Source organism: Wolbachia endosymbiont of Drosophila innubila (assembly GCF_021378375.1).
Lineage (GTDB): Bacteria > Pseudomonadota > Alphaproteobacteria > Rickettsiales > Anaplasmataceae > Wolbachia > Wolbachia pipientis.
Genome location: NZ_CP076228.1, coordinates 457,721 through 484,645, shown reverse-complemented (window position 1 = coordinate 484,645; position 26,925 = coordinate 457,721). Strand labels below are relative to the sequence as shown.

At 35.0% G+C, this 26,925-nt stretch carries 25 protein-coding genes, 2 tRNA genes and 6 pseudogenes; 18 read left to right on the top strand and 15 right to left on the bottom strand.

Features of this window, described 5'->3' with window-relative positions; genetic code table 11:
- Positions 1-269 precede the first annotated feature (269 nt).
- Complete coding sequence (locus J4T77_RS02465) at positions 270-2,462, top strand: TomO hydrophobic C-terminal domain-containing protein (protein WP_233641104.1); 2,193 nt, start codon at positions 270-272, stop codon at positions 2,460-2,462.
- A gap of 702 nt (positions 2,463-3,164) precedes the next feature.
- On the opposite strand, the gene J4T77_RS02460 is transcribed toward J4T77_RS02465, so the two are convergent.
- From J4T77_RS02460 to J4T77_RS02410, 11 genes and pseudogenes are all read right to left on the bottom strand, one after another.
- A complete protein-coding gene (locus J4T77_RS02460; RefSeq protein WP_010082266.1) occupies positions 3,165-3,704 on the bottom strand; it encodes a pyrimidine dimer DNA glycosylase/endonuclease V in 540 nt (179 codons plus the stop codon).
- Positions 3,705-4,451 (bottom strand): annotated as a pseudogene (locus J4T77_RS02455) (Rpn family recombination-promoting nuclease/putative transposase). It lies immediately after the preceding gene.
- The gene (locus J4T77_RS02450) at positions 4,448-5,236 is read right to left on the bottom strand and encodes a group II intron maturase-specific domain-containing protein (RefSeq protein ID WP_233641103.1); all 789 of its coding nucleotides are present in this window, start codon (positions 5,234-5,236) and stop codon (positions 4,448-4,450) included. Before J4T77_RS02450 ends, J4T77_RS02455 begins: the two are co-directional and overlap by 4 nt.
- 32 nt (positions 5,237-5,268) lie before the next feature.
- On the bottom strand, positions 5,269-5,595 hold the full coding sequence (locus J4T77_RS02445; RefSeq protein ID WP_233641102.1) for a reverse transcriptase domain-containing protein: 327 nt from the start codon (positions 5,593-5,595) through the stop codon (positions 5,269-5,271).
- 155 nt (positions 5,596-5,750) lie between these two features.
- Positions 5,751-5,990, bottom strand: coding sequence for a reverse transcriptase N-terminal domain-containing protein (locus J4T77_RS02440; protein ID WP_233641101.1), 240 nt, complete (start codon positions 5,988-5,990; stop codon positions 5,751-5,753).
- 37 nt (positions 5,991-6,027) lie between these two features.
- The gene (locus J4T77_RS02435; protein ID WP_173862902.1) at positions 6,028-6,171 is read right to left on the bottom strand and encodes a hypothetical protein; all 144 of its coding nucleotides are present in this window, start codon (positions 6,169-6,171) and stop codon (positions 6,028-6,030) included.
- Between the two features lie 248 nt (positions 6,172-6,419).
- The gene (locus tag J4T77_RS02430) at positions 6,420-6,593 is read right to left on the bottom strand and encodes a hypothetical protein (protein ID WP_233641023.1); all 174 of its coding nucleotides are present in this window, start codon (positions 6,591-6,593) and stop codon (positions 6,420-6,422) included.
- A 26-nt stretch (positions 6,594-6,619) separates the two neighbouring features.
- A pseudogene (locus J4T77_RS02425) lies at positions 6,620-6,865 on the bottom strand (PD-(D/E)XK nuclease family transposase); the annotation flags it as partial.
- Positions 6,866-7,092: 227 nt separating this feature from the next.
- Positions 7,093-8,913, bottom strand: coding sequence for a glutamine--fructose-6-phosphate transaminase (isomerizing) (gene glmS, locus J4T77_RS02420; RefSeq protein WP_190321233.1), 1,821 nt, complete (start codon positions 8,911-8,913; stop codon positions 7,093-7,095).
- Positions 8,914-8,993: 80 nt separating this feature from the next.
- Positions 8,994-9,365, bottom strand: coding sequence for a preprotein translocase subunit YajC (yajC, locus tag J4T77_RS02415; RefSeq protein ID WP_190321219.1), 372 nt, complete (start codon positions 9,363-9,365; stop codon positions 8,994-8,996).
- Positions 9,366-9,502: 137 nt separating this feature from the next.
- Positions 9,503-9,579, bottom strand: a tRNA-Asp gene (locus J4T77_RS02410).
- Positions 9,580-9,770: 191 nt separating this feature from the next.
- On the opposite strand from J4T77_RS02410, the gene rpsB reads away from it, so the two are divergent.
- The 7 genes from rpsB to J4T77_RS02375 are packed head-to-tail and all read left to right on the top strand — an operon-like array spanning position 9,771 to position 14,366.
- On the top strand, positions 9,771-10,619 hold the full coding sequence (rpsB, locus tag J4T77_RS02405) for a 30S ribosomal protein S2 (protein ID WP_190321220.1): 849 nt from the start codon (positions 9,771-9,773) through the stop codon (positions 10,617-10,619).
- On the top strand, positions 10,600-11,460 hold the full coding sequence (tsf, locus tag J4T77_RS02400; protein ID WP_070356839.1) for a translation elongation factor Ts: 861 nt from the start codon (positions 10,600-10,602) through the stop codon (positions 11,458-11,460). Before rpsB ends, tsf begins: the two co-directional genes overlap by 20 nt.
- Positions 11,461-11,476: 16 nt before the next feature.
- Positions 11,477-12,214, top strand: a complete 738-nt coding sequence (gene pyrH, locus J4T77_RS02395) for a UMP kinase (RefSeq protein WP_369800793.1) — start codon at positions 11,477-11,479, stop codon at positions 12,212-12,214.
- Between the two features lie 7 nt (positions 12,215-12,221).
- Positions 12,222-12,779, top strand: coding sequence for a ribosome recycling factor (gene frr, locus J4T77_RS02390; protein ID WP_010962658.1), 558 nt, complete (start codon positions 12,222-12,224; stop codon positions 12,777-12,779).
- Positions 12,780-12,784: 5 nt separating this feature from the next.
- Positions 12,785-13,048 carry a hypothetical protein gene (locus J4T77_RS07360; protein WP_010962657.1) on the top strand — a complete coding sequence of 88 codons (264 nt, stop codon included), beginning with the start codon at positions 12,785-12,787 and terminating at the stop codon, positions 13,046-13,048.
- Positions 13,049-13,054: 6 nt separating this feature from the next.
- On the top strand, positions 13,055-13,750 hold the full coding sequence (gene uppS / locus J4T77_RS02380; RefSeq protein ID WP_006279327.1) for a polyprenyl diphosphate synthase: 696 nt from the start codon (positions 13,055-13,057) through the stop codon (positions 13,748-13,750).
- Positions 13,740-14,366 (top strand): phosphatidate cytidylyltransferase, encoded by a 627-nt coding sequence (locus J4T77_RS02375; RefSeq protein ID WP_190321221.1) that lies wholly within the window; start codon positions 13,740-13,742, stop codon positions 14,364-14,366. Before uppS ends, J4T77_RS02375 begins: the two co-directional genes overlap by 11 nt.
- 16 nt (positions 14,367-14,382) lie before the next feature.
- Here J4T77_RS02375 and J4T77_RS02370 read toward each other — a convergent pair whose 3' ends face one another.
- Positions 14,383-14,574 carry a zinc-finger domain-containing protein gene (locus tag J4T77_RS02370; RefSeq protein ID WP_006279326.1) on the bottom strand — a complete coding sequence of 64 codons (192 nt, stop codon included), beginning with the start codon at positions 14,572-14,574 and terminating at the stop codon, positions 14,383-14,385.
- A 68-nt stretch (positions 14,575-14,642) separates the two neighbouring features.
- On the bottom strand, positions 14,643-15,149 hold the full coding sequence (gene coaD / locus J4T77_RS02365; RefSeq protein WP_006279325.1) for a pantetheine-phosphate adenylyltransferase: 507 nt from the start codon (positions 15,147-15,149) through the stop codon (positions 14,643-14,645).
- Between the two features lie 79 nt (positions 15,150-15,228).
- Here coaD and J4T77_RS02360 point away from each other — a divergent pair.
- From J4T77_RS02360 to J4T77_RS02350, 3 genes and pseudogenes are all read left to right on the top strand, one after another.
- A tRNA-Phe gene (locus tag J4T77_RS02360) sits at positions 15,229-15,301 on the top strand.
- A 218-nt stretch (positions 15,302-15,519) separates the two neighbouring features.
- Complete coding sequence (locus tag J4T77_RS02355) at positions 15,520-16,383, top strand: gamma-glutamyl-gamma-aminobutyrate hydrolase family protein (protein ID WP_190321222.1); 864 nt, start codon at positions 15,520-15,522, stop codon at positions 16,381-16,383.
- Between the two features lie 221 nt (positions 16,384-16,604).
- Positions 16,605-16,985 (top strand): annotated as a pseudogene (locus tag J4T77_RS02350) (IS4-like element ISWosp8 family transposase); the annotation flags it as partial.
- 46 nt (positions 16,986-17,031) lie between these two features.
- Here J4T77_RS02350 and J4T77_RS07515 read toward each other — a convergent pair.
- Positions 17,032-17,727 (bottom strand): annotated as a pseudogene (locus tag J4T77_RS07515) (IS3 family transposase); the annotation flags it as partial.
- 50 nt (positions 17,728-17,777) lie between these two features.
- Here J4T77_RS07515 and J4T77_RS02335 point away from each other — a divergent pair.
- The 3 genes and pseudogenes from J4T77_RS02335 (at position 17,778) to J4T77_RS02325 (ending at position 20,435) form a co-directional block, all read left to right on the top strand.
- Positions 17,778-18,608, top strand: a pseudogene (locus J4T77_RS02335) (IS5 family transposase).
- A gap of 145 nt (positions 18,609-18,753) precedes the next feature.
- Positions 18,754-19,689, top strand: coding sequence for an ankyrin repeat domain-containing protein (locus J4T77_RS02330; protein WP_233641098.1), 936 nt, complete (start codon positions 18,754-18,756; stop codon positions 19,687-19,689).
- The gene (locus J4T77_RS02325) at positions 19,617-20,435 is read left to right on the top strand and encodes a hypothetical protein (protein WP_233641165.1); all 819 of its coding nucleotides are present in this window, start codon (positions 19,617-19,619) and stop codon (positions 20,433-20,435) included. Before J4T77_RS02330 ends, J4T77_RS02325 begins: the two co-directional genes overlap by 73 nt.
- Before the next feature lie 9 nt (positions 20,436-20,444).
- Here the strand turns inward: J4T77_RS02325 and J4T77_RS02320 are convergent, their stop codons facing one another.
- The gene (locus J4T77_RS02320; RefSeq protein WP_015589128.1) at positions 20,445-21,356 is read right to left on the bottom strand and encodes an Rpn family recombination-promoting nuclease/putative transposase; all 912 of its coding nucleotides are present in this window, start codon (positions 21,354-21,356) and stop codon (positions 20,445-20,447) included.
- 577 nt (positions 21,357-21,933) lie between these two features.
- On the opposite strand from J4T77_RS02320, the pseudogene J4T77_RS07510 reads away from it, so the two are divergent.
- From J4T77_RS07510 to J4T77_RS02290, 4 genes and pseudogenes are all read left to right on the top strand, one after another.
- Positions 21,934-23,019, top strand: a pseudogene (locus J4T77_RS07510) (IS3 family transposase).
- 653 nt (positions 23,020-23,672) lie between these two features.
- Entirely contained in the window at positions 23,673-24,437 is a 765-nt protein-coding gene (gene coxB / locus J4T77_RS02300) for a cytochrome c oxidase subunit II (protein ID WP_010962498.1), read from the top strand.
- A 15-nt stretch (positions 24,438-24,452) separates the two neighbouring features.
- On the top strand, positions 24,453-26,003 hold the full coding sequence (gene ctaD / locus J4T77_RS02295; RefSeq protein WP_190321224.1) for a cytochrome c oxidase subunit I: 1,551 nt from the start codon (positions 24,453-24,455) through the stop codon (positions 26,001-26,003).
- Position 26,004: 1 nt separating this feature from the next.
- Positions 26,005-26,892: a heme o synthase gene (locus J4T77_RS02290; protein ID WP_010081859.1), complete on the top strand. Its 888-nt coding sequence runs from the start codon at positions 26,005-26,007 to the stop codon at positions 26,890-26,892.
- Positions 26,893-26,925: the final 33 nt, after the last annotated feature.

Below are 26,925 nucleotides of genomic sequence, written 5' to 3'. Positions count from 1 at the left end.
ACCCAAACGTTCTGGTCAGGCCTAGAGAAATCTGTCTGGAATTATTGAGTATTTTCTAGAAATCTTAATTTGACAGCTAACACCAGGTTTTCTGGAGACTATAGGTGATGCACTTTTTCTATTTATATTCCCAAGAATAAGGTCAGTAGATATGTTGTTTTCCAGAAGAATATTAGTAAGATTAATTGGAGAAGTGCTTATGACTTTAACTAAGTGTGTTTTAACTTCGCCCTTAAGTTCTGTTCAGCAGTATCTGTTAGTGTAAGGTTATGGTTGTAAATACAAAATCCGATCAGCAGAGGGCTGAAGATGATCTATATACTGTTTTGAGATTCAAAGAAAAAGGAGATTTTGAAAGACGGATAAGAGAACTGCTTGTTAACGATTATAAGAAACTTAAAAAACCACTGAGCAAACTCCTTGGTAAGTTAGAAAGTAAAATAAGGACTGATAAAGAGAATAACCAAGCAGCCAGAAACGTTTATGATCAAATCAAAAAATCTAAAACTAATGAAGATAAATTAAGTAATTTATTGAACTTTAAAAAACAGCTAAAAGCTTTCCTAAAAAATCAAGATGATTGTAGTATTGTGTTAAATGCGATTGACTCTGCAAGTGTTATCCCTGTTATTGAAGTTAATGGTGTGCATCCAAAAGATAGTGAGATCAAAAAGTTAAAAAAAGCTCAACCTCTCACCTCTAACAGACAAGACTTTGAAGAAGCTCTAGGATACATAGAATCACAAGAAAAAGTTATGGGGATTACATTAGAGGAAATTATGGAATACAAGCAACACTCTGTTAAGATTTTTCTACTGAACCGTGTTCATTCATGCAAAAATGGGCATTCTCAATTGCATCCTGATGTAAAAGAAGCTATAGCAATATTATCAAATGATAAGCTGAGAGCTTTCTACGATGAAGAAGTAAAGAAGAAGACGCTACAACCAATATCGTCCTACAAAGAATGTGAACAATTATATGATAAAATTAACTATGAAAAAAATGAATCTCGTATTATAATCGAAAGAGAAGAACTTGGAGAGAATGTTAGGAGGGTAATGGGAGTGAAGCGCTTTACGAATGAAAGCAGTAGAGAAGATCAGAAAAATGGTACTAGTCCAACAGGAACTTCTACAAATTATAGACAAGAGCAAGTTGCCTCTAGTGGTGATAGAACACTTTCTAACCTAGTTACCACTGGTGAGAATTATACTAGTAATGCAGATCTGAGTGATGAATTGAACGTAAGTAAAGTAACTAAAATTTTTGAACGAATGGAGCTATTATCCAATAGTTTAAAAAAAATCCAAGAAATTGTGGAAAAGCTGGGTAATACTACACTAAGTGCAGAAGTGATAGTTCATGAGAGACATTTCAAAAAGTTTATGGATTTTGTAGAAGAAATGCTCGTAGATATTGGTACAAGATTACTACAAAGTGATTCTAAAAGCATGTATCTTGAACAAAGATTGAAGAGATTTGAAAAGACGAATGAATCCTTAGATAACAGTATTCAAGAGTTAGAGAAAAAAGTAGATAAACTTGAAAAAGAGAATAAAGATTTTCTAGCAAAAAATGATGAACTTAAGGAAAAATTTGCTACAGCGAAAGAAGAAAAGGAATTGCTACTTAATAAAGAAGAAAAGATGCAGGGAGTTATAAATGGGCTGAATGAGAGCAATCAACGATTAATGCAAAGAATAAATGAGTTAAAAGATGATTATGGGTCTTTGTTAAGAGCGGAAAAGACAAAAAGAGAAACCAAAGATTCGTGTATACAAGTGGAGGATGCAGATGTACCGGAAGGAAAAGCTGAGTTATGTAAAGACTGTGAAATTAAACTAGTAAAGCTGGAACAAGAGATAGATGCAAAAGGGGAACAATGTGAGGAATTGCTATTAGAAAATAGTATATTACGAGGAAATATAAAACAATTAAAGGGAGAGAATAAACGATTAAAAGGCATTGAAGAAAGCTTTAGTATCGATCTCTTACATTTTTGCTCTGTAAAAAATTTGCATGATGAGCTTATTCTAGCTAATGAACAGCCGGAAAATATTGATATATCAATCCAGGATGAGATGGATTCAAAAGTTGCCACTGAGTCTGTGGGTGTTAATGTAAAACAAGGTTATAGTAAAAGGACTAGCAACCTATCTCGAGTCTCTGAACAAAGTTCAGCAGTAAAATCTCAATTCTCAGAAGCAAGAGCTCAGAGTAGAAAGCAAATAATTTATGCCTCTGCTTCTCTTATATTATCTGGAGTATTTGCTGTTGGCACAAGTTTAACAATGTCTCATTTAGGAATATCTATTTCACTTGCTTTGACTGCATTAACTTTCCTTACATTGGGATGTTATTGTTCATATAAGGCAAGTACAACGCTTAGGAATATTGAACTTGATCGAACTTTTAAAATGGCTGATCATGAAGCTGTTTTTATGGTTCCCAGCTTATAACTATGTGGAAAAATATATTGTTTTACTCACCCCAAGAAAAGAGATAATGGGAAAGATAAAAAGGTCTATCAGTTCTCGGTGCGGCAGATTAATTTCTGACGGTGATATAGAGCATTACTTATTTCTCTAGAGAATAGGGAATTGGCGAATAGAGTTCTAGGTGTAGAAGGAGATATAGATGAAGAAAAGACCAGATTTAGTAGAAAAATATAAGGGCTTCTTTGTAAATGATAGTAAGGGAACAGCAAAGTAGTTATATTAAGGGACTGGTTTTATGTTCTGAACTCAGATTTTCGTTAGGTTATAAAAGAAGTAATATCGAGACCTTACTTTGAAATTCCAGATTATCAGAGTACTTTGCTCTTCTGAAGTGAGTGATGTTGGAATACCTCTGGATCGCAGTACTAATAACCAAAATTAAAGAGTAAATAGTTTATAATTTAAGTATTTATAATAGAGAAATTAGCATGTATCTAAATTTGAGCAGCAAATACCTTGAAATTACCATCAATTCAGTAAAATTGAAGAGTTTTAATGGTTTAATCATGTAAAGTATTCAATAAACTGCCGTTTTTAAATTTTATCAGACTCAGTTAAAAGAGTGGAGATTTTAATGATTTACCTCAAATCTAATTAAGAGTTAAAGTGAGAAGATGTTTTAGTTTTTATGCACCTTCCTCTCTACTAATTAAGGCGTTCTTTTTATTTGCGGCTTTTCAGACGTACGATTCTGCTTAGCAACCAATCCGGTACTTCTCTACCCTTTTCCCACTTAGCAAACCTCATCTTTTCTTTTAGGTAGTACTCTCTGTAAGCTTTTACTGAATGACTAGACTTATATTGATCTGGTAACGCCTGTACAAAAGGCTTTATATCGGTTGATTGAAAAACAAGCAAATTCTTATTACTATCACACCAATCTATAACTTCTTCTGATCTATGTTTTCTTTTATATCGCCAAGTATACTCTTTGCACAGCTCCCTTCCGTATTTTATTAACCAGAAAAAGTTCCCTTTGGATTGTCTAGCCCATAGAGAACAAGGGTGGTTTTTGTGAGTAAGTTTATATGGAACTTCTATATTCTGGTCTGTGATGCTGACTAAAGGATTTGGCACTTTTAATGCTATTGAAAAAACATTACTCAGTAACTGAGCAGTTTCTAATAGCATTTTTACTATATGCTTATCACATAACATTTTTGCCGCAATCTCTGGGTTTTCATCTAGTACAAAGATGTTCATCTAAACATCCAAAGAGCTTAAGTCTTTAATTTCATTAGCTGTAAGACCAGTAGTTTGAGCTATGATATCAATAGAAACACCTGCTTTAAGTAGATTCTTTGCGACTTCAATTTCCCTCTCTTTTCTACCTTCCTCTTTAGCAAGATCAAGTCTGTATTCAAGAATGGCTTCTTCTTTGCGCAGATCCATTATTCTTTCTTCATAAGTTATTAGATCTTTTTCATTCCAGTGAAACTTATCTAATTCATCATATGCTAGCTTTATTATTGGTGATTTTTCCGCAATTTTTCTGAGATCTTCGTCCGTTGTTTCATCTGCATATTTGAAAAAAAATAGCCAACGGTCTACTACACTTTCTAGTTGTTCTTCTCTACTCTTAGGAAATTTTGGCAGCTCTATGAAGATAAATTGAAAATCTTTTAAGTCATGCTCATTGGTTTTCATCTCTTATGGTATGGCTAGATATATAGTCAAGCTTATCAGGGAATAAGGTACAATTTGAAATCGCGATAAAGAAAATCTTCTTTAAATCAACGTATTTACCAGATTTATCAGCTTGTCTTGAGTAAGCCTTAGCAGCATAAAGTTGTGCGCGTTTTCAAAGCCCTTAGTTTTAGCGACCTGGTTAGGTAAGGAAGTAGTATTGCTACTACTCCCTCCCTTAGAAACGCAGCATGCAGGTTTCTCCACACTACGCTTGAGCCCCTTATCTAAGTCCTTCTTTTCTCGAACCGGCTTGTCCTTCATGATTCCTCAGAAAACATCATTCTTAATGGTGACACCAACAGCAGAGAACCTTCTCTTGAGAAAGAGCTTGCTAACATTTTTGTTTGTTTCACTCTTTCATCAAAATACTTTTTCCATTTTAAGTCAAGTGGATTTGCATCCGCCCTGATTTTAACATGTCGTCTGATAGGTATATCAATCAACCTAAGCAGTCTTAAATACCTTATCTCTTTCGGTTTGTTCTTGCATATGGGTGCAGCAAAGACCCATTGGCGTTGTTTCATTACCTTGAAGTAACGATTCTTTATCCAACGTAATCCTTTACGAGGATGTCTTTTCTTTGCCCATTTCCATAGAGCACACATAATTTCATGGTCTATTTTGTTAAAAGCTCTTTTCGCACACACATGGCTGTAGTAATTTTCCCATCCCCTTAATAGGGAATTGAGCAACTTGATTAGTACGGCCTGAGTGTTCGCTATGTTTGCCTTTATCAATGTACGTGCTTTATTAAGTTTCTTAATACTTTCTTTTGAAGGTTTTATAATTAACTTCTTATTATACCTGCGTACATTACAACCAAAAAAGTCAAACCCTGTTGTAATAGATGTAATTTTTGTTTTCTCTTCGGAAAGGATAAGACCTCTCTCCTGAAGAAAGGACGATACTAGAGGTTTTACTTCATTTTCCAGTACTTCACGTGTGATTCCTGAAATGATAAAGTCATCTGCGTACCTGATTACATTTACTCCACTTCTGATTTTGCTTCTTCTTTTACTGCCAAGTTTACCAAATTGACTTTCCAATGATTTTTCAAGTCCATTTAGGGCTAGATTTGCTAGTATTGAGAGATGATACTACCTTGTGGGGTACCTGCAGTTGTGGAATACAGAGTTTTTGATTCTAGGAAGCCAGCTTTTAACCAGCTATGAAGAATTTTCTTCTCCATAGGAATATGCTTCATGAGCCATTCATGGTTAATGTTATCAAAACACCCTTTAATATCACCTTCGAGTATCCATTGTAGTTGGTTACGGCTTGCCAGTAACAAGTGGCAAGCCACAGTAGCGTCTGCGCAGGATCTTTTTGGTCTAAAACCATAAGAGTGACGATCACTGATCGTTTCAGCTATCGGTTCCAAAGCAAACAAGTATAATGCTTGCATGGCTCTATCTTTTATCGTAGGGATTCCAAGAGGTCTTCTTTTGCCATTAGACTTACTGATGTATATCCGTTTTAGCGGAGAAGGTTTGTATCCTCTTTGTTTTAATAGCTTTATTCCTTGAAATTTTGTGTTGCAAGTTGACCATATTTGACGATCTACACCTGCTGTGTTTTTCCTTGGTTTTCAGTTACTCTCTTAACCGCCAAAGCTTTGCCGCTAAAAGAGCGTGTGAGAAGGTGTTGTAAAGTTTTCACCTTACCCCATCTGCCTTGTTGGACAGCCTTAACAATACGCCTCTGTAGCCTCATAACAACTTTTTGGCATTTCTTCCAGGGTAACTGGTTCCATGCTTCGGAGTTATTGGTAGGTGCACTTACAGTTGTACTTGTAATCATCTGCTTTCCTACCTTAAGTGGTTAACAAAGTTTCTTGTCATGAAGGACCAAATGGAAGTCTGCTCGTTTTCACGCGAATTAATGTTACAAATTCTATCCATTTCGTTACAAAATGGCATTCGCTTTCTCCATTATCCTTTACCTGCACATCCATCAGCATTCCTTGCGGGTTGCCTGCCATATAGGCGAAAATACAGGCTTATCCTGTTCCTTTTGTCATACAATAGTGGGTTAGGTGGCTTCTCTATACCGGTGGAATTATTATTTGCGTACATCCAGAAATGAAAAATGTCACATTACCTTTTGGTCGGAGCTTATCAGCATCTTTAGCTCTTTAATCGTTACGATACTTATGAAGCTTCACTTACGTTCACCATACCACTAAGCCTAGCCCTCCAACCACATGATGCTTGTAGTTTATGCTTTCTCTCACGATTGAGCATCTTCTTTATCAAGAGGAGGTTCATTGTCCGCGTCGCTCAGCACCAACTGGTTACCCAATTCGCACTGATGCGTAGACTCAGATGGCAAAACATCTGGCTCAATAAGCTTTAGAATCCTTTCAGTTTCTTTCTGAATGAATTCCTCTCCTTTTATAAACAATATGACCGAAGGCTTTCAGGTCGCACCATCTCAATTATATACCTGTTCCCACTAGAATCTCTGCAAAGAACATCAACAATGCTTTGTTTATCAGAAGCAATTTCAGGGTCCATAATGGTGCTTAAGAATTCTACTTCTTGTATAGTGTTGACTTCAGTACATCCTAAAATATCGTTTAAAAAATGGATAAGAATATTCTTATTTTTTTCAGTGCCAAAGATTTTCTTAAATGTTAAATCTAACTTTGGATCGAGAAATTTAGAAAGAGCCATAGTAAAAATACTGAGAAAAGATTAATAATTATACACTATTATTAACAACTATTCAACCATATTTTTGAAGATAGCTATGCCGCCGCGAACCGTCATACCGCCGCGGTATCTCGGCATAGATTCCGCTAACAAGTAGCGGAATGACGATTGTGTATCGTGTTTTGCTAAAAATCACAGAATGCAGTCTGGTCACCTTAATTAGAAGTTTAGCTTTAACTTTAAATGGACTACTCAACCGTGACAGACTTAGCTAAATTTCTTGGACAATCTGCATCTAACCCTTTTTTTGCTGCAGTAAAGTAAGCAAGGAATTGCATAGCAACACTGTAGATGATTGGAGAGATAAAATTATCAGTGTCTGGAAGTTGCACCACATCTGCGCAAACTCCCCTTAGGAATGGCGCTCCTTGTTTATCACTGAAGGCAATTACTTTGCCTTTTCTTGCAATAATCTCTTGTATATTAGATAGCGTTTTAAAGAATAAATCATCATAAGGGATAATTGCTATAACAAGCACAGTAGAGTCTATTAAAGCAATAGAACCATGCTTCATTTCTCCCGCTGCAATACCAGTTGTATTGATATATGAAAGCTCTTTTATTTTCAATGCGCCTTCCATTGCAACTCCGTATGAACTTCCTCTGCCGATTAAAATAACGTTATTGTGTTCTAATATACTGTCCGATATATGTTGTATTTTCATCACATTCAAAACGTGCTCAACATACTCGGGAATAGAGTTAATAGCGTTGCTTAGCTGTTTTATTCTCTCTCCACCCAGTACACCTTTTATTTTTCCAAGCTCCACGGCAAAGCATGCTAAAGTTGCAAGTTGCGCAGAAAAGGTTTTTGTTGAAGCAACACCAATTTCTGGCCCAGCAAGAGTATGTAACACAATATCTGAGATCTTTTCAATGCTGCTGCTAAATGTATTAGTTATACTAATGATTGTTTGCTTCTGTGATTTTGCATAACGCAGCGCTTCTATGGTATCTGCAGTTTCACCAGATTGAGAGATAAATAACCCAATGCTGCCTTCTTCCAGCTTGACGTTGCTATACCTAAATTCTGATGAGATTTCTAGATATACTCGAACTTGAGCGACATTTTCCAGCCAATACTTTGCTATTAGCCCAGCAAAATAAGATGACCCGCATCCAACTATAGTAATGTAACTCAGCTCAGAAAACAATTTTTTGTTAGCAAATATTACCTCTTTATATTGCTTGTAAAATTGATTTATTGTTTTGTTTAATGCACGCGGTTGCTCAAAAATCTCTTTTAACATGAAGCTAGGGTAACCATTTTTGCTAATTAGAAAATCACTTGGACTACTATTTTCTATACTGCGTTTAACTTGTGTACCATTGTTGTATATACTAACTCCACTAGATTTTATCACTGCAATGTCATCATCTTCCAAATGCGATATTCTTTCCACAAATGCACTTAAAGCATTAGAGTCAGATGCAGCAAACACTGTGTTACAGTTATAGCCTATTGCTAAAGGCAAATTTCTCTTCGCAACAAATAAGGCGTCTGGATATTCTGCAAATAATAAGACCAAGGCAAATGAGCCATGTAAGTTGTTTAAACACTTAGATAGAGAATCAATTGGCGACAATCCTTCATCAAGATATAAGGTTAGCATGTTTGGTATGATCTCTGTGTCAGTGTCAGTATGGAATGACATGCCCCTTTCTTCTAGACCCTTTTTTAGCAGATTGTAATTCTCAATTATGCCGTTATGAGCAACAACAACATTATTTGTACGAATGGGGTGAGCATTTTTAAGGCCTGGGACTCCATGTGTAGCCCAGCGAGTATGTGCTATACCAACTGTACTGTGAGACATCTTGCTGTCATCAACAACTTCACATAACCTTTCGACTTTACCTTCTGATTTTTTGACTTCTATCTTACCTTCGTTATTTATGATTGCTATACCTGAGGAATCATATCCCCTATATTCCAATTTTTGTAACCCAGTTAGTAAGGTTGGTATTACTGAATCACCGCTACTTACTACACCAAATATTCCGCACACAAATGGATCACCAAACAAACTTTTTTCTAAACATGTTAAGCATTTTTGCCTTTATTACTGGTTGATTTATATTCTTTTTATCATTCTTTCGATTTTACCTTTTTAATTGGTTTAGCTGCTACTTTTTGAGTTTCTTTGCTTAAAACCTCAGATATAGCGGACTTTAGAACTTTTATCTCAACTTTTGGTGCTATTTCTATTATAAATTGTGCATTTGCCTCATCAACTTTATTAACTTCACCTATTATTCCACCAGAAGTAATGACTGTATCACCACGTTTTATTTGATCTATCATCTTTCTATGTTCTTTTAGTTTTTTTTGTTGCGGGCGAATAATGAGAAAATAAAATGCCACAAATATTAAAATCAGTGGAATAAAACTAGCAAAAGATGCGCCGATACTTGATGTATTGCTAGTTGCATCTGCTGCAAAAACTTCAGAAATGAGCATATTTAATCCTAATTGTTAATGATAAAAACAAACCTATTTAAGTATTAATTACAATACCATGCCATGTCAAGTTTGGTGAAGGCGTTTCTCAATACCGGCAATAATACTGCGAATTCCAAGTTATGCTAAAACTAATATGGCGGGAGTGATGAGACTTGAACTCACGACCTCATGCGTGACAGGCATGCGCTCTAACCAACTGAGCTACACCCCCCTAATTTCTTTTTAGCATTTTCGGGCTTCAACTTTAAAGCTAATAAACATGTTGCCCTTTGTCAATATTTTTTGTTTGCGCTTTGCTGTCTTTTCTATTACTATGTAAATAATTTAATTTCACACATGGCTTGTACAAGTAGTCCCATTAGGGTTATGCCATGGAAGATAAACTATTTGGAGGAATGATATATGACAAATTTGCCTAAAGTCACTGTGCGTGATTTAGCTGAATCTGGTGTACATTTTGGTCACAAAATTAGTCGCTGGAACGCAAAAATGGCTCCATACATATATGGAGTGCATCGAGAAAATCGTATACATATAATTGATTTGCGAAAAACACTACCATTGCTACAGGTGGCCATGAAGGCTTTATATGACGTTGCATTTCAAGGTGGTCGCATTCTATTTGTTGGTACAAAGTTTCAAGCTTGTGATATTATTGCAAGTGAAGCGATTCGTTGTGGTCAATATTATGTGAATCATCGTTGGCTTGGTGGTATGCTTACTAATTGGGGCACTGTTTCTTCTTCGATAAAAACCTTGATGCAATATGAGAAAATATTAAATGACGAGGATAGCATTTTAACAAAGAAAGAATTGGGAAACATTGAAAAGAAAAAGCAAAAGCTTGATAAGGCGCTTGGCGGTATTAGAGAAATGGGAGCAATTCCTGATATCTTATTCATCATTGATACTAATAAAGAGCATATAGCGGTTAAGGAGGCTAAGAAGTTAGGAATTCCAATAGTTGCAATACTTGATACTAATTCTGATCCAGATGGTATTACTTATCTAATACCTGGAAATGATGACTCAAGAAAATCAATAGAGCTCTATTGTAAATTAGCTACCGACTCTATATTAGCTGGAATAGAGTCTAGTCTAGCAAAATCTGGAGTTAAGATTGATGATATAAGGGGTGATGAGTTTATTCAAGAAAAAGAAGATGGTATTGTGCAAACTAAAAGGAGACGTAGTAAAGTTTACAAAGAAGAAGAAAGGGAGGTAGTAACAAATGAAGATGAATCCAGATGATATAAGAGAATTACGTGATAGAACAGGGCTTGGCTTAAGTGACTGTAAAAAAGCATTAGAAGAATGTGATGGTGACATTAAGAAAGCCGTTGATAAGTTACGTACAATAGGTCTTGCTAAAGCTGACAAAAAATCTGATAGAGTAGCTTCAGATGGGCTCGTTGCTATGTGTTTGACTGAAAATTGTGGTGTATTGATTGAACTCAATTGCGAAACCGATTTTGTCGCAAGGAATGAGAAATTTATAGAGTTAGTTTTAAATTTAGCATCCATTGCTCATCAAGAACGCTGTACTAGCGTTGATGAGTTAAAAAATGCCAAGTATGAAAGCATTGGCACAGTGCAGGAAGCTATTATGAATGGTACGTCAGTTCTTGGTGAGAAGCTAGAGTTAAGCAAGCTTTGTTACTTAGAAGCTAAGGATGGAGTTATTGCTGGCTACGTACATGGTGATGTGTGTGGCTTAGGTAAGATTGGTGCTTTAATTGCATTGCAATCATCTGGTGATAAGGCGAAGCTACAAGAGATTGGGAAACAAATAGCTATGCATGTAGTTGCTATGAAGCCTGAAGCTTTGTCTATAGATGATTTAGATCAAATGAAGTTGAACAACGAACGTTCTATAATTGAAGAGCAAGTGAGGAGCTTAAATAAACCTGAAGAAGTAGCAAAAAAAATAGTAGATGGACGAATGGCTAAGTACTATGAAGAAGTTGTTTTACTGGAGCAAAAATTTATAAAGGATGATAAGATGAAGATTTCTGATTTTATAAAATCAAGCGAGTTGAGTGCTGTTAAACTCTCTAATTACAAGTTACTTGTTTTGGGTGATGCAGATTAAATAGCAAAAAATGTTTATTTCAACAAATGAAAAAAGCGAAATAAAATATTCCAGGGTGTTATTTAAAATCTCTGGTGAGGCTTTGATGGGATCAAAGCAATTTGGTCACGATATGGAGACTATAGGTGAGTTATCTAAAGGCATAGTTGAAGTTTGTAATCTTGGAGTTCAGGTATGTATTGTTGTTGGTGGTGGTAATATCTTTCGTGGCACATCTGCGTCTTTAAGTGGTTGTGAAAGAGCAAGCAGTGATTATATTGGAATGCTTGCAACTATAATCAATGCTTTAATTTTACAAAACTTTTTAGAAAAAAATTTAGTAGCTTCTAGGGTATTATCTGCAATACCCATGGCCACTGTATGCGAACCTTACATCAGAAGGAAAGCTATTCGTCATTTAGAAAAAGGTAGAGTGGTAATTTTTGCAGCAGGCACAGGCAACCCATTTTTTACTACAGATACAGCTGCAGCCTTACGTGCTGTTGAAATGAATTGTGATGTTATTCTAAAGGGTACGCAAGTAAATGGTGTATACTCCGCTGATCCGAAAAAAAATGAGGATGCTGTAATGTATGATAGGCTTTCTTACACGGATTTATTGACTCGTGATTTAAAAGTTATGGATGCATCAGCAATTTCACTTGCTCGTGAGAATTCTATTCCAATTATAGTTTTTTCTTTGAAGGGAGAAAAAATAGTCAATATTATTAAGGGTCAAGGTACTTATACTATAGTTTCAGATTGTAAACAGTAGGTAATTTATGTTAAATGAAATAAAAGCTAAAACAAAAGAAAGAATGCTAAAAACTATTCAGTCCTTTCATGATGATATTAAAGGCGTACGCACTGGTAGAGCTAGTGCATCTTTGCTTGATGGTATAGTTGTAAACATCTATGGTGGGCATCAAAAGTTAAATCAAGTTGCAGGCGTTTCGGTTATAGATAACAAAACCCTATCAATTAAAGTTTGGGACATTAGTGTTGTAGGTGAAGTGAAAAACGCTATATTAAATGCTAACCTGAATTTAAATCCTGTTGTCGAGGGTAGCACCATACGTATAGCTCTTCCGGACTTGACACAAGAAACCCGTGAAAAATTAGTGAAATTATTGCATCAGTTTGCTGAAAATGCACGGATTGCCATTAGAAATATACGTAGAGATATTATGGAAGAAACAGAAAAAATGAAGGAAAATAAAGAAATCTCAGAAGATGATTTTCATGGTGCTAAGAAGGAAATACAAAATATTACTGATGATAATATAAAAAAGATTGATGGTGAATTGTCCATCAAAGAAAAGGATATACTGAATCACTAAATGATATGGAGAAAGCTTACATAGCAAATGATGTCATTCCAGTGTTTGACACTGGAATCCAGTCTTTACTATACAACTATCTGATGCACTTGTTTGAAATCAAATTTCCTGGATCCCAGTGTCGGAGCACTGGGATGACACCAATTTTGCATTCAAGTATCAACTATTGGTGTCACTACAGTAACTCTCTTCCTGTCATGCAAGTAGCTGACACCTTCCAGGTGTCCATTGAAATCCAAAAAATTTCACTCAAGTCAAAATTAGGTTAAATTTAAATGTTGAATCAAGAATCTTTACCGAAACATTTAGCAATTATTATGGATGGTAATGGTAGATGGGCGAACAATCAAGGAAGGGTAAAAATTGATGGTTATAAAAAGGGCAGTGAAGTTGCATACGATATTGCCAAGTATTGTACGGACTTAACTATACCCTACTTAACTTTGTATGCATTCTCTATGGAGAATTGGCTTAGACCTAAAAACGAAACTGACTGTCTATTTGATTTATTTTACTCCGTTTTAACTAATGAAGATAAAGTCAATTTCATTTACAATTGTAACATTAAGTTGAATTTTATTGGCAATTTAAGTCTGTTACCCAGTAAAATATTGGATCAAATTAAAAAAGCAGAAGAAATGACACATAAGAACGATGGTTTATTACTCACTGTGGCAGTCAGTTACGGAGCAAAGCAAGAAATTACACAAGCTATAAGCAATATTATAAAAGAAAATATTGCTTATGTATCAGAAGAGGAATTTGAAAAATTTCTATATACTAAAGATTTGCCAAAATTGGATTTATTAATTCGCACTGGCGGCGAAAAAAGGTTAAGCAACTTTTTATTATGGCAAGCAGCTTATGCTGAATTGTATTTTTGTGATACTTTATGGCCTGATTTTTCTTGTCAAGATTTGAGTAAAGCATTAGAAGATTATACAAAAAGAGAGAAAAAATATGGTAGATAATAATTTTATAATTAGAATGTTGTCCTCAATAGTAATATTATTCATATTTTTCTTTGCTACATATTTCAGTGATTTATCGTTTTACCTATTGATTTTTTCGATAGCAGTTTTATCTTCTTTTGAATGGTATAATCTAACCCAGGGAAACAAAATTTTATACGTTTTTGCATTATTATTGATTGCACTACCAAGCGCCTCATTAATATATTTATATAATCTACCACAGGGAAAATACGCATTAGTATGGTTCGTCTTAACCATTTGGGGAATTGACGTTACTGCCTACCTGTTTGGCAAGAATTTTGGTGGAGCTAAAATTTGCCCAATTATTAGCCCTGGAAAAACTTGGGCAGGACTTCTTGGTGCGATTTTAGCTGGAGTAGTGTGCACAATTTTTGGATCAATATTTTTTGGTCTATTTTCAATTTTTTATTCTCCAATCATTGGCCTTGCAATTGCTATTCTAGCGCAACTTGGCGATTTCACTGAGTCGCTTGTTAAAAGAGCTTACGGTGTTAAAGATAGTGGAAATATGATACCTGGCCATGGGGGAGTGCTCGACCGTATGGACAGTTTCATTTTTACTGCCCCTCTTATTGCTATTTACATAAGCTAAGTCTGCAGAAGTGCCATTAGAGCTCATCCCTAGTCAGCTCCCCAACCGCTTCTACAGTGCAGTCATGGACAAACGTCTTTTCACAATAAGGGCAGGCTATTTCCTCTTCTTCTCCCATATCTAAATATATTAATGGATGGCCGGAACCCTCATCATTCTCATCACCATGACAACAAACTTTTCTATTATTAACCCTCACTTTTGACATGCTGCTCCTTTAGCTTATAACATTTTATATATTGAATATACCCATTCAGAAATAAAAAACAACAAGCACTATTCTCCATTTTTTATCCTATTCAGGTTAATCAATTCGTTTTGAACACCTTTTGATACAAATTTGCTAACATCTTCTCCTAATCTTGCTATTTCCTTTACAAAGCTTGATGAGATAAATTGAGTATCTTCAGAAGCAGGAAGAAATATGGTTTCGATTTCAGGAAGAAGTTTATAATTTACCCAGCTCATTTGAAACTCGTAATCAAAATCCGATACTGCTCTTAATCCCCTAATAATAACAGAAGCATTCTGCTCTTTGGCAAACTTCACTAGCAACCCATTAAAAGATATAACATCTGCATCAATTCCTAGCCCTTTGATTTCATTTTCAGCCATGCTTGTGCGTAGCTTTGTGTCAAAGGCAGTATGCTTATTAACGTTTTCTGCAACTCCTATTATTAATTTATCGACTAGTTTACACGCTCTTTTGATTATGTCAAGATGCCCAAAAGTTATAGGGTCAAATGTGCCAGGGTAGATTCCTATTTTGTCATTAATGTTCATCCTTTATTTTTATAAACTACTTTAAAAACTTTTGATAGACATGATAACATTTTTTATCTAAAAATAAAAGTATACAGTTGGCCTGATAGCTCAGTTGGTAGAGCAAAGGACTGAAAATCCTTGTGTCGCTGGTTCGATTCCTGCTCAGGCCACCTTCTCTTTCTTGGCAAACTTGCCTTTTTGTTATAAAATACTCTATATCGTAATATAAATATTAGGGAGGCAAGTCATAGTATATAAATATTATAATAAACTATTTAATATCTTATTAATTATAGTTCTATTATTAAGCAATATTACTTATGCTGGCGTTAGTGAAAAACCGGCATCTCAACATGTAACCAGAAAAGAAGAACCAGCGTCAACTGTCTTGACGGCAGAAAATACAGTAAATAATGACATAGTTGTTGGTTTGTTGAAAACGGAAGAAGCACATGAGCTTGGGCTATCTCAAAATATCTACGAGATGTTTAATAACTTTGGAGTTAAAACCGTACTCATTGACTGCAATAAAATAATTAACTTAAAAGAAATCCAAGAAAAGTCGCTTATCTTTGCAAAACAAGATGAAACATTGGCAAAGAAGCTAACATTAGACCGAATAAAAGTTGAAGTTGCAAAGTTTGTTAAAGAGCACAAAATAAATAGAATATTTATTCCGGATAATTTACACTCAGCACCCACTCCTTGTCGCCAGCTTGTTACTGAAGCAATTGTAAAAATAGTGGATGATAACCCTGCAATTCATTTACTTGGCATATGTGAAGGCATAATGAATGCAAAGGGAATTGAAGTAGTGAGTGTTGTGAGTGATGAAGAGAAACGAAGATCTCATTTAAAATCAGCACCTAATCCACAGAAAGAGGATCTACCTCTCCAGCAGATAAAGATCGTTCCAAATAGTCGTTTAGCAGAAGTAGTAGCCAAATTCCTAATACCTAATGAAAATGGCTGGTTTTCAACATATTTTCCAGATGCTCATTCAGGAGCAGTAAGTAATACACCAGAAAATAGAAGAAAATTGGAGTCACTTGGATATAAAGTTGCAGCATTTTCCAGTGAGGGGGTAATAGAGGCTATTGAAGATAAGCATGGTAATGTTCACTTTCAAAGTCATCCAGAAGCCCTTGTTGTGAAGTCAGATAAAAACCTCTATTTATCAAATCACAAGGAACGTCAAGTGTCTACACTAGTTGCTATAGCGATTATGAATGATTTTCTTTATCGTGCTTAATGGCTATAGCTTTAGGCTTACCGACGATTTGATAAACGATAGATTTGTCATGTATCCGTTCAGGCAATGGCGTCAACTTAAGGAAAAATATCAGCGATAGTGTATAAAATTTCTCTCCAAATTTTTTATCATTAAATTATCCAAAGAGTGCAAGGGACAGCACTTTTGTTTCTATTTTATTGCAACAAAAAAGTTTAAAATGTGTCTTTTTTAGGTGAGGCATGCAAAAAGGAAAAGATCTTATCTTACAAATTAAAAATGCAATATACTCGAAAACTTTTCAGAAAATCCATTGTGTTGAGTTTTACACGAACAAGAAAACTTCCTTTTTCGACAGTATTTTCTATGATTTTAAAGTTAGTTAAAAAAAGTTTGGGAATAGAATGTGAACTTATGGAGCCATTGACATGTACCCTCAAAGCAAGCTTTTTCTAAAGCAAGGTATAAGATTTGCCATACAGGCTTTTTCAAGAATTTAAGCATCCAAACAGCCTATCAGGATGAACCTGAGTTGGAGAGGCTATAGACTTATTGCAGCAGATGGTTCTGGTATGAGATTACCCAGCTCTGGGGAAATTGTATCCGAGTTTGAACCAAATGGAAACTGACCTTACCCAGAAAAAGTGGAGAGAAAGTTTGGAATGTTTTTCACAAAGAGAATGATGAATCAAAATGCTCAGGAATGCAATAGTTAATAGTGACGTTGTTTGTTATAAAAAATTTCTATGTATTCAAATATTGCAGTTCTAGTTTGTTGAGCAGAGTGTTGTGAAGTATCAATAAGTATTTCTCTTTTCAATGAGCTAAAGAAGCTTTCCACAACAGAATTGTCGTAACAACAACCTTTATGACTCATCTATGTTTTTATGGATAAGAGATATTGATAACCTTGCGAAGTATATTGTGAACCTTGATCACTATGTAATAGTAGATTTTTGGCAGGTTTACGCTTGTTAACGGCCATTAATAAAGAGTCCATAACCAATTGTTTATTTATTGAACTGCTCATTAACTACCATGCGTGAATATAGATCGATTATTGTTGCCAAATATAGCCATCCTTCTTTTGGTTTTATATAAGTAATCCCATACTTTATTTGGTTGATCAACAATAAAGTTTTGATCTAGTATATTGGGAGCTACAGCTCTATTATCTGTTTGTTGTTTTTTAATTTTAAACTTTCTTTTCAGTATAGCCCTGATGTCATTTTTCTGCATAATACTTTGCACCGTTTTCAAATTGCAACTTTTACCCAAAGCCTTCAATTCAGCATGAATTTTAGGAGCTCCATATCTACATTTAGAAGCTTGATATATTTTTTGAATATCTGCTAAGAGGTTGTCCGGAAACAAGTAAAAGGCTATAATATCTGAAATTTTAGTACGGGGTAAAGATGAGAAAAAAGTATCCAACAGATCTAAGCGAAAGGGAATGGGCAAGAATAGAAAAACACTTCAGAGTATCATACAAGAAAGGAGGAAGGCTGCCAAAGTATAGCAAAAAAGAAATATTAGAAGCAATTTTCTATGTATTGCGTACAGGGTGTCAATGGCGGTATTTACCAAATGATTTTCCGCTATGGAAGACTGTGTATGAGCAGTTCAGGCAATGGAAGAAGCAGGGAATTTTTGAGAAAATGAATTATGAAATTACAAAATATAGTAGAAGAAAAATAGGAAAGAATGAGCAGCCGAGTGCCTGTATAGTAGATAGTCAATCTGTAAAGACTACAGAAAAGGGGGATCAAAGCTATGATGGAAGTAAAAAGTAAAGGGTAGAAAAAGGCATATAATTACAGACACTCAGGGTTTTATACTAGGTTGTTACGTAGGCGCTGCTAACGAAAATGATAGAGATGGTATTAAAATAGCATTAAACAATATGAGAACAAAATATACTAAAGTTAAAAAATGTGGGCTGACATGGGATACCAAGGAAGAAATTTAAAGAATCACATAAAGGAAGAATATGACATAGATATTGAAATTGTTAAAAGGCCTCCATGTAGATTTTGGGTGCACAAAGATACGCCACCTGAGCTACTACCAACAAGAGAACAAGGGTTTAAAAAGTACAGCCAAGAAGATGGGTTGTAGAAAGGACTTTTGCTTGGGTTAATAGGAATAGAAGGCTATCGAAGGAGTATGATTTACTCACAACATCCACTGAGAATTTCATATACCTAGCTATGAGTAGGGTTATGTTAAAGAGGGAATATGCTTGAATTTACTAGTTTCCGGACAACCTCTGAGGGAAGATGGTCCTTTCTGTGTTGCTTGAGGAAAGAAAAAAGCTCAGGGTAAGAGTGGCTTGTTATAGTGTGATTGCTTAGTTAAGTTAGGTAAGTTTTTATAAATGTGGAGGGACAAATGACTTTAAACAATGATGATTTATTAGTTAGTGCTGCAGGAGCAGGACGCCTTAGTGACGTTAGAGAACTTCTTGAGAAAGGGGCTAATATTGAAGCTAGAGATAGTGATGGTTACACATCTTTGCATAGGGCTGCTGAAGGAGGTCATTTAGAGATAATTAGATTTCTTATAGATAAGGGGGCTAACATTGGAGCTAAAAATAAGGATGGTGGAAAACCTTTAGATGTAGCAAATACCTCTCGTCAGTCAGAAGTAGTAAACTTTTTAGGACCAAAGCAAAGTGAGTATGATAGACTTTTATTTGCTGCTGTAGAAAGTGGGAATATTAGTGAAGTTACAAATCTTCTCAATATTGGAGCTAGTATTGAAGTTAAAGGTGTAGAGAATGCGGAGTTTAGGTTAGCCCGTTATGTAAAAAGAATTATGGAGATGAGTAATTACCATAATGTTCATTCGGAAAAAAAATCTGAGCTTGAAAGGATAAAAGGAGAATTACCAGAGTCAGTAAAGAATGCAGTATTTTCATCGGAGGTATGTATTAAAAGTGTTTACTATAGTAATGAGTATTTATATCCTGCTAGTGATTATCTTAGCCATGATAGGGATAGAAGGAGAGTATTTACTTGGAGGCCAGGGGGCAAAGATAGTTCATGTCAATGGAAATTTGAACCTGAAGATAACAACATATATATAAAAAGCACTTATTTTAATGAGTATTTATATCCTGCTAGTGATTATCTTAGCCATGATAGGGATAGAAGGAGAGTATTTACTTGGAGGCCAGGGGCAAAGATAGTCCATGTCAATGGAAAATTGAGGATTGTGGATCTACTCGCAAGAAGCGTGATGTACAATATAGTATTACAAAAGAAGCTAAGTGTGATCTATCTTATGATAATGCATCAGACAATTCATCGCAAAGTGACGAAATAGGCTATAACAAAATAGGAGCTACAAGCGGAGCAAGTAAGCCGTCTTCATGGATAGATGCTGTTAAAGGTGTTTTTCAGTTTATCTCTTCCCCTTTAAGGGCTGCGTTGCCTTCATTTTCAGAAAATAGCTCTAGCCGTTCTGGTACAGCAGGAAGTAGCTCCAATCATTCTGATACAGTAAGAAACCCAAATATCCAATATACTAGCCAATTTAGTCGTGAAGTTTGTGCGAGTAATAATGCTAGCTTGATGTTTTTCTTGTTACAAGCTTTTCTAGATAAAAAGTGTCCTCTTCCTAAGTTTTCTGATGTTAATCCTGTAAAGGCTCTTTTTTACACATCGGATATTATAAAGTCGTTCAAGGAAGTATTAGAGAAGCAAGCTGAATCGAAAGGTGGTATAAAAATGCACTGCTTAGATATTAATTTTGAGAAATTATTTGAGAAGATTAATGAAAAAATTAGGAGTGGTGAATTTAATGAAATTTCAGGGATTTTAAAATCATACGCAGAGGAAGCATTGCCTGGTAGAGAACCCGGAGATCCCGGTAGATTAAGTCCGAAAAAGTTTGATAAGTTTATGGCTGAATTTAATAGAAGAATAGACCCAGTAATAAATCAATTAATGCAACAAATGTTAAGCAGATTAGAAGTGAGTGACGTAAAAGAACAACAAATAAGCTTGGAGCCTAAAAGTTATCTAAATAATACTTCTGTTCAATGTCATTTAACTCAAGCTAGAGGTTAAGGTAAAGTATTAATTCCTTAATTTTTGAATTTCATCTATCGAAAGGCCGGTAATTTGAGCGATAACATCAATAGAGACACCGGCCTTAAGTGAGTTCTTTGCCACTTCGATTTTCTCTGCTTTTCTGCCTTTTTCATGTCCGATTTGGATGCCTTCTTCTTTACCTTCTTCTCTACCTTTTTCAGTAGCATCATCAAGTTTTTGAGCGAGGACAGCCTGTTCATCAAGAATACGTTTTATTTCCTGTTCATAGGCAATAAATTCTTTTTCTGACCAGTTGAATCTATTTAGCTCTTCATAGGCCTTTTTAATTATTACATCACTACCTATTATTTTTTCCAGCTCTTCTTCACTAGTCTCATCTGCATATCGAAAAAAATAAACCCATTTTTCAACTATATTTTCCAACTGATCTTCCTTATTCTTTGGAAATTTTGGCAACTCAATAAATATAAAATAGAAATCTTTTAGATCATGCTCATTAGTGTCTTCATCTCGAATAGTATGCTTTGATTTGTACTCAGATTTATTAGGAAACAGTACACAATCTGCTATAGCAATGAAGATAATTTCCTTAAGGTTATGATACTGGTCACCTTTATCAGCTTGCCTTGAGTAAGCTTTAGCAGCATAGTATTGGGCACGTTTTTCAAAGCCTTTAGTTTTAGCGACCTGCATTTCGCAAATGTATTGAGCACCTGTAGAATCTCTACAGAGAACATCAACAATACTTTGCTTTTTAGCGGCGATATCGGGGTCTTGAATAGTACTTAAAAACTCTATATCCTTTATTTCATTTTTACCAGTAAAGCCAAGAATATCATTGAGGAAGTGAATAAGGATATCTCTATTTTTTTCAGTACCGAAGATACGCTTAAACGATACATCATTTTTGGGATCAAGAAACTTAGAAAAAGTCATAAGAAAGAACCTTAAAAAGCATTAATAATTATACATAATTCTGAAGAAATGTTCAAGTTTTTTATTTTTTTAAGTTTTGAATGCGTTGATGAAAAAAATGTTTCCCATAGATGGCTTTAGAATGCTACTACGCACCTTAGACGTCCTTTTACATCTTTTATTAACCCTTCTATAAAGCGCCTTAAAAGGCCGGCAAATGGATGCTATGAGTTTGGAGCTGTAGGAGACATCAAAGATACCCTTTTTGGTGTATAAAAATACGAATCTACGACAACATCGTTTAAAGAAATTAGCAGCTATTAATATCTTCTACCTTTTCATAAAAATAAACAAAAAAAAAATTGAAAATTTGATTTGACTTCACCCAAAAGCTATGGCTTTATGCCAATACTGCTAAGAAAATAACAGTAAACATTTAAAAATAATTTATTATTAGTGAAGGGTATATTATATGAACAATAAGAATAAAAGTAAAGATCGTAAAAAAGAAATAGAGTTCCGAATTGACCTTACCCAGAAAAAGTGGAGAGAAAGAAAAGAGTTTTTTTGGGTAAAATAAAATTTTGGAGGATTAGAAATGGTAAGAGAATATACAGCAGAATTCAAATTGGAAGCTGTTAAACTGGCAAATGAACAAAGAAAGGTAGGTCAACCAGTTGCAAAAGTAGCAAGAGATCTAGGAATAAGGGATAGTGTATTAGGAAAATGGATAAAGAAACACAACGAAAAAAAGTCGGCGGCAAATGCATTTCCAGATGTAGCACCTTATGACAAAGAGAGGTTTGATTTACAAAGCAAGAGTAACAAGGGAAAGAGACATTAAAAAAAAAGCCCTGGCCAGTCAAAAAGAGTAAAATATTTTTTTATATAGTAACTGCTATAAAGTACAGGAATTATGTAGGATTTTCTGCTAGTGGCTACTATAAGTGGACCACAAGAAAAATAAGCAGTAGAGAATCAGCAAATAAAGAGCTACTCGCAGCTATTCAAAAAATATATCAAGTTTCTAAATGTAGATATGGAGCTCCTAAAATTCATGCTGAATTGAAGGCTTTGGGTAAAAGTTGCAATTTGAAAACGGTGCAAAGTATTATGCAGAAAAATGACATCAGGGCTATACTGAGAAGAAAGTTTAAAATTAAAAAACAACAAACAGATAATAGAGCTGTAGCTCCCAATATACTAGATCAAAACTTTATTGTTGATCAACCAAATAAAGTATGGGATTACTTATATAAAAACCAAAGAAGGATGGCTATATTTGGCAACAATAATCGATCTATATTCACGCATGGTAGTTAATGAGCAGTTCAATAAATAAACAATTGGTTATGGACTCTTTATTAATGGCCGTTAACAAGCGTAAACCTGCCAAAAATCTACTATTACATAGTGATCAAGGTTCACAATATACTTTGCAAGGTTATCAATATCTCTTATCCATAAAAAACATAGATGAGTCATAAAGGTTGTTGTTACGACAATTCTGTTGTGGAAAGCTTCTTTAGCTCATTGAAAAGAGAAATACTTATTGATACTTCACAACACTCTGCTCAACAAACTAGAACTGCAATATTTGAATACATAGAAATTTTTTATAACAAACAACGTCACTATTAACTATTGCATTCCTGAGCATTTTGATTCATCATTCTCTTTGTGAAAAACATTCCAAACTTTCTCTCCACTTTTTCTGGATAAGGTCAAAAAAAACGCCGATATTTTAGTACATAGTAAATAGCCAACCACCACGGGGCTTCTTTTGCCTTTTTTTTATTTGGTAAATTTCTTAATGTTTATGGCTAAACGACAATCGTCATCCCGCTACGTGTTAGCGGGATCTATGCTTTGAGATACTGCGAATGAATCGCGGTATGATGGTTAAGTAAGGGATCTATGCTAAGAGATGCCAAAGACCTTCATGAAACTTTGCCCATTTGGCTTCTCTAAAGATTTCGTTGTATAATGAAATAAAGAAACTTGTAAGACTTTGATCTTACAGATTATAAACTTGTCATAAAGTTTAATAGTGTCTGTTACTGCTTTTAGGTGTGAGGCTAGAGGGTTATTAGCAGTAACAGACACTATTAAACTTATTATAGAATTTACTTAAAGTAAATACTTAATTTAAAATATTATAATATTTTTACTTACAATAGATTTATGTAAATGCTTTTTTCCTCAATTAGTATTGTACTATTATACTTGTTGAATGCTAAAAAATTATTAACCATCACTAATCTCTATTTGCATAGTAAGTTTATATATACTATTATACAGTATATCACTTAGTTTTATAGCAAACAAACAAAAGATATGGTGAAGTTATTTGCACTATTGATAATATTTTACTCAAATATATCTGTTGCCTCTGCTCCTACTTCCTGGCAATTTGGATTTCCTGCTCCTGCAACTGAAGTAATGGAGGCTGTAGTTAGGTCACATTCGTTTGTGATGCTTGTGATGGTTACAATAATGCTTTTTGTGTGGGCGCTGCTTGCTTATATAGCGTTTCGCTTTCGTAAAAGCAAAGTAACAAACATAAGTAAAACTACCCATAGTGTTCCTTTAGAAATTATTTGGTTTGTTATACCAACTATCATTGTTGGAATATTAGCCTTTGAAAACGCTAAATTACTGAAGCTACAGGAAGAAATACCGAAAGCTGATATAACACTGAAAGTTATTGGCCATCAATGGTATTGGAGTTACCAATATCCAGAATATCAAGGTGTGTCATTTGATAGTTATATTAAGGGAAAAGAAGACTTTATCGAAGGAGATTTAAAGCTATTCTCTGTTGATAACAACATCATTTTACCCGTTAATACTAACGTTCGTTTACAAGTTACAGCAGGAGATGTGATACACAGTTGGGGAGTACCGGCTTTCGGTGTAAAAATTGATGCGATACCAGGTAGGCTGAATGAGGCGTGGTTTAATATCAAAAAGCCTGGTGTTTATTATGGGCAGTGCTACGAATTGTGTGGTCAAGGCCATGGATTTATGCCAATTGTTGTTGAAGCAGTAAGCAAAGAAGATTTTAATAAGTGGATTGAAAATAGAAAATTAGTGAGTTAAATTTGGAGTATAGATATGAGTGACGTACCAAAGGGCATAAAGCGTTGGTTGTTTTCCACCAATCATAAAGATATAGGGACACTGTACATTATTTTTTCCATATTAGCTGGAATTATTGGTGGATTATTATCGGTGATTATTCGCACTCAGCTAATGCACATTAATATACTTAACAATAACTATCAATTATATAACGTAATGGTTACAGGGCATGCGTTGATAATGGTGTTTTTTATGATAATGCCAGCCCTCATGGGAGGATTTGGTAACTGGTTTGTACCTCTCATGATTGGCGCACCAGATATGGCATTTCCTCGTATGAATAATTTAAGTTTTTGGTTATTAGTGTCATCTTTTATTTTGCTCATTCTCTCAGTGTTTATTGGTGAAGGTCCAGGTACAGGTTGGACTTTATATCCACCTCTATCACAGGTAATGTTCCATCCAAGTGCAGGAGTTGACATTGCTATACTTGCACTTCATGTTGCTGGTATGTCGTCAATTGTTGGGGCGATCAACTTTATAGTTACTATATTTAACATGCGCACAAAAGGAATGTCATTAACTAAGATGCCACTGTTTGTTTGGTCTGTCTTGCTAACAGCATTTATGTTGATTGTTGCCTTACCAGTGCTTGCCGGTGCTATAACTATGCTTCTTACTGATCGCAATATTGGTACTTCCTTTTTTGATCCTGCCGGTGGCGGCGATCCTGTGTTATTTCAACATCTATTTTGGTTTTTTGGTCATCCAGAAGTTTACGTAATTATTTTTCCTGCATTTGGCATCATAAGTCAGGTTGTATCAACTTTTTCTCACAGACCTGTATTTGGTTACATAGGGATGGTTTATGCAATGATAGGTATAGCAGTATTTGGCTTTATGGTTTGGGCTCACCATATGTTCACTGTTGGGCTTAGTGCTGACGCTGCTGCATTTTTTAGCACTACCACAATTTTTATCGGTGTTATAACTGGTGTAAAAGTCTTTAGCTGGATTGCAACTATGTGGGGTGGAGCAATTGAGTTTAAGACCCCTATGCTATTTGCACTAGGTTTTATTTTCATGTTTGTTGGCGGTGGCATAACGGGAATAATTCTTTCTCATGGTGGAATAGATAAGCTCCTGCACGACACCTATTATGTTGTTGCTCACTTCCATTATGTCATGTCACTTGCTGCATTATTTGGAGCTTTTGCTGGCTTTTATTATTGGATTGGTAAAATGTCGGGTAAACAATATAATGAGCGCTTAGGTCAAATCCACTTTTGGCTTACTTTTATTAGCACCAATATCACTTTTTTACCTCAACATTTCTTAGGATTAGCTGGTATGCCAAGGCGTATACCTGATTATCCTGATGCGTTTATCCCTTGGAATTATATATCCTCAATTGGTTCGTATATGTCCTTTGTTTCAGTTATGTTTTTTGTGTTTATAGTTATACATCTTTTTAAATGGGGCAAGAAAGCTGGAGATAATCCTTGGGAAGGTGACACCTTGGAATGGACGGTATCTTCACCACCGCCTTTTCATACTTTCGAAAAGCCACCAGTGGTAAAATAGAATGTACACAAGTGTTTTGCTAAATGTTGAATCAACAATACTGGATTTTTGGCGTTTGCTGAAGCCAAGGATAATGTATCTTGTGGTATTTACTGCAGTTGCTAGTATGGTTACTGCACCAGGTAGTATGCACCCTTTTCTAGCACTAATATCTCTTATATGTGTTGCTCTTGGCTCAGGATCTGCAGGTGCTATAAATATGTGGTATGACAGAGACATAGATCTGCTCATGGAAAGGACAAAAAACCGCCCTATACCCTCAGGTAGAGTTTCTGCAGAAAGTGCGCTTGAATTTGGTATAACTCTTGGAATATTGTCAGTATTTATCATGGCAATAGCAGTAAACTATATTTCTGCTGCTTTGCTTGCTGTTAGCATATTATTTTACGTTTTCATATATACAATTTGGCTAAAAAGGCGTACTCCGCAGAATATCGTTATCGGTGGTGCAGCAGGTGCTTTCCCTCCAATGATTGGCTGGGCAGCTGTGACTAATTCTGTCAGTTGGGAAAGTTTCATTTTATTTTTAGTAATTTTTATGTGGACTCCACCACACTTTTGGGCCCTATCTTTAAATAAGTCTGAAGACTATGCAAAGGCATCGATTCCAATGTTCAATATTGTTTATGGTCCGGAAAAAACAAGAAAATATATATTAATTTATAGTGTTTTGCTGGTGCTAACTAGCTTGCTTCCGGCTCTATTTTTGAAAAAGGCTTTACTTTATCTAAGCATGGCAACCTTTGAAGGTTGCGTTTTTATTTGGTACGCTGTATCTGTTATGAAGTTCAAGAATCACAGCTCACAGAAAAAAATGTTTTCTTATTCAATTTCTTATCTATTTTCCCTATTCGCCAGTATTATTTTTTGTTCTATTGATTTATTTTAGTTATGAAAGAACGGCAGAAGCATAAAAACTATT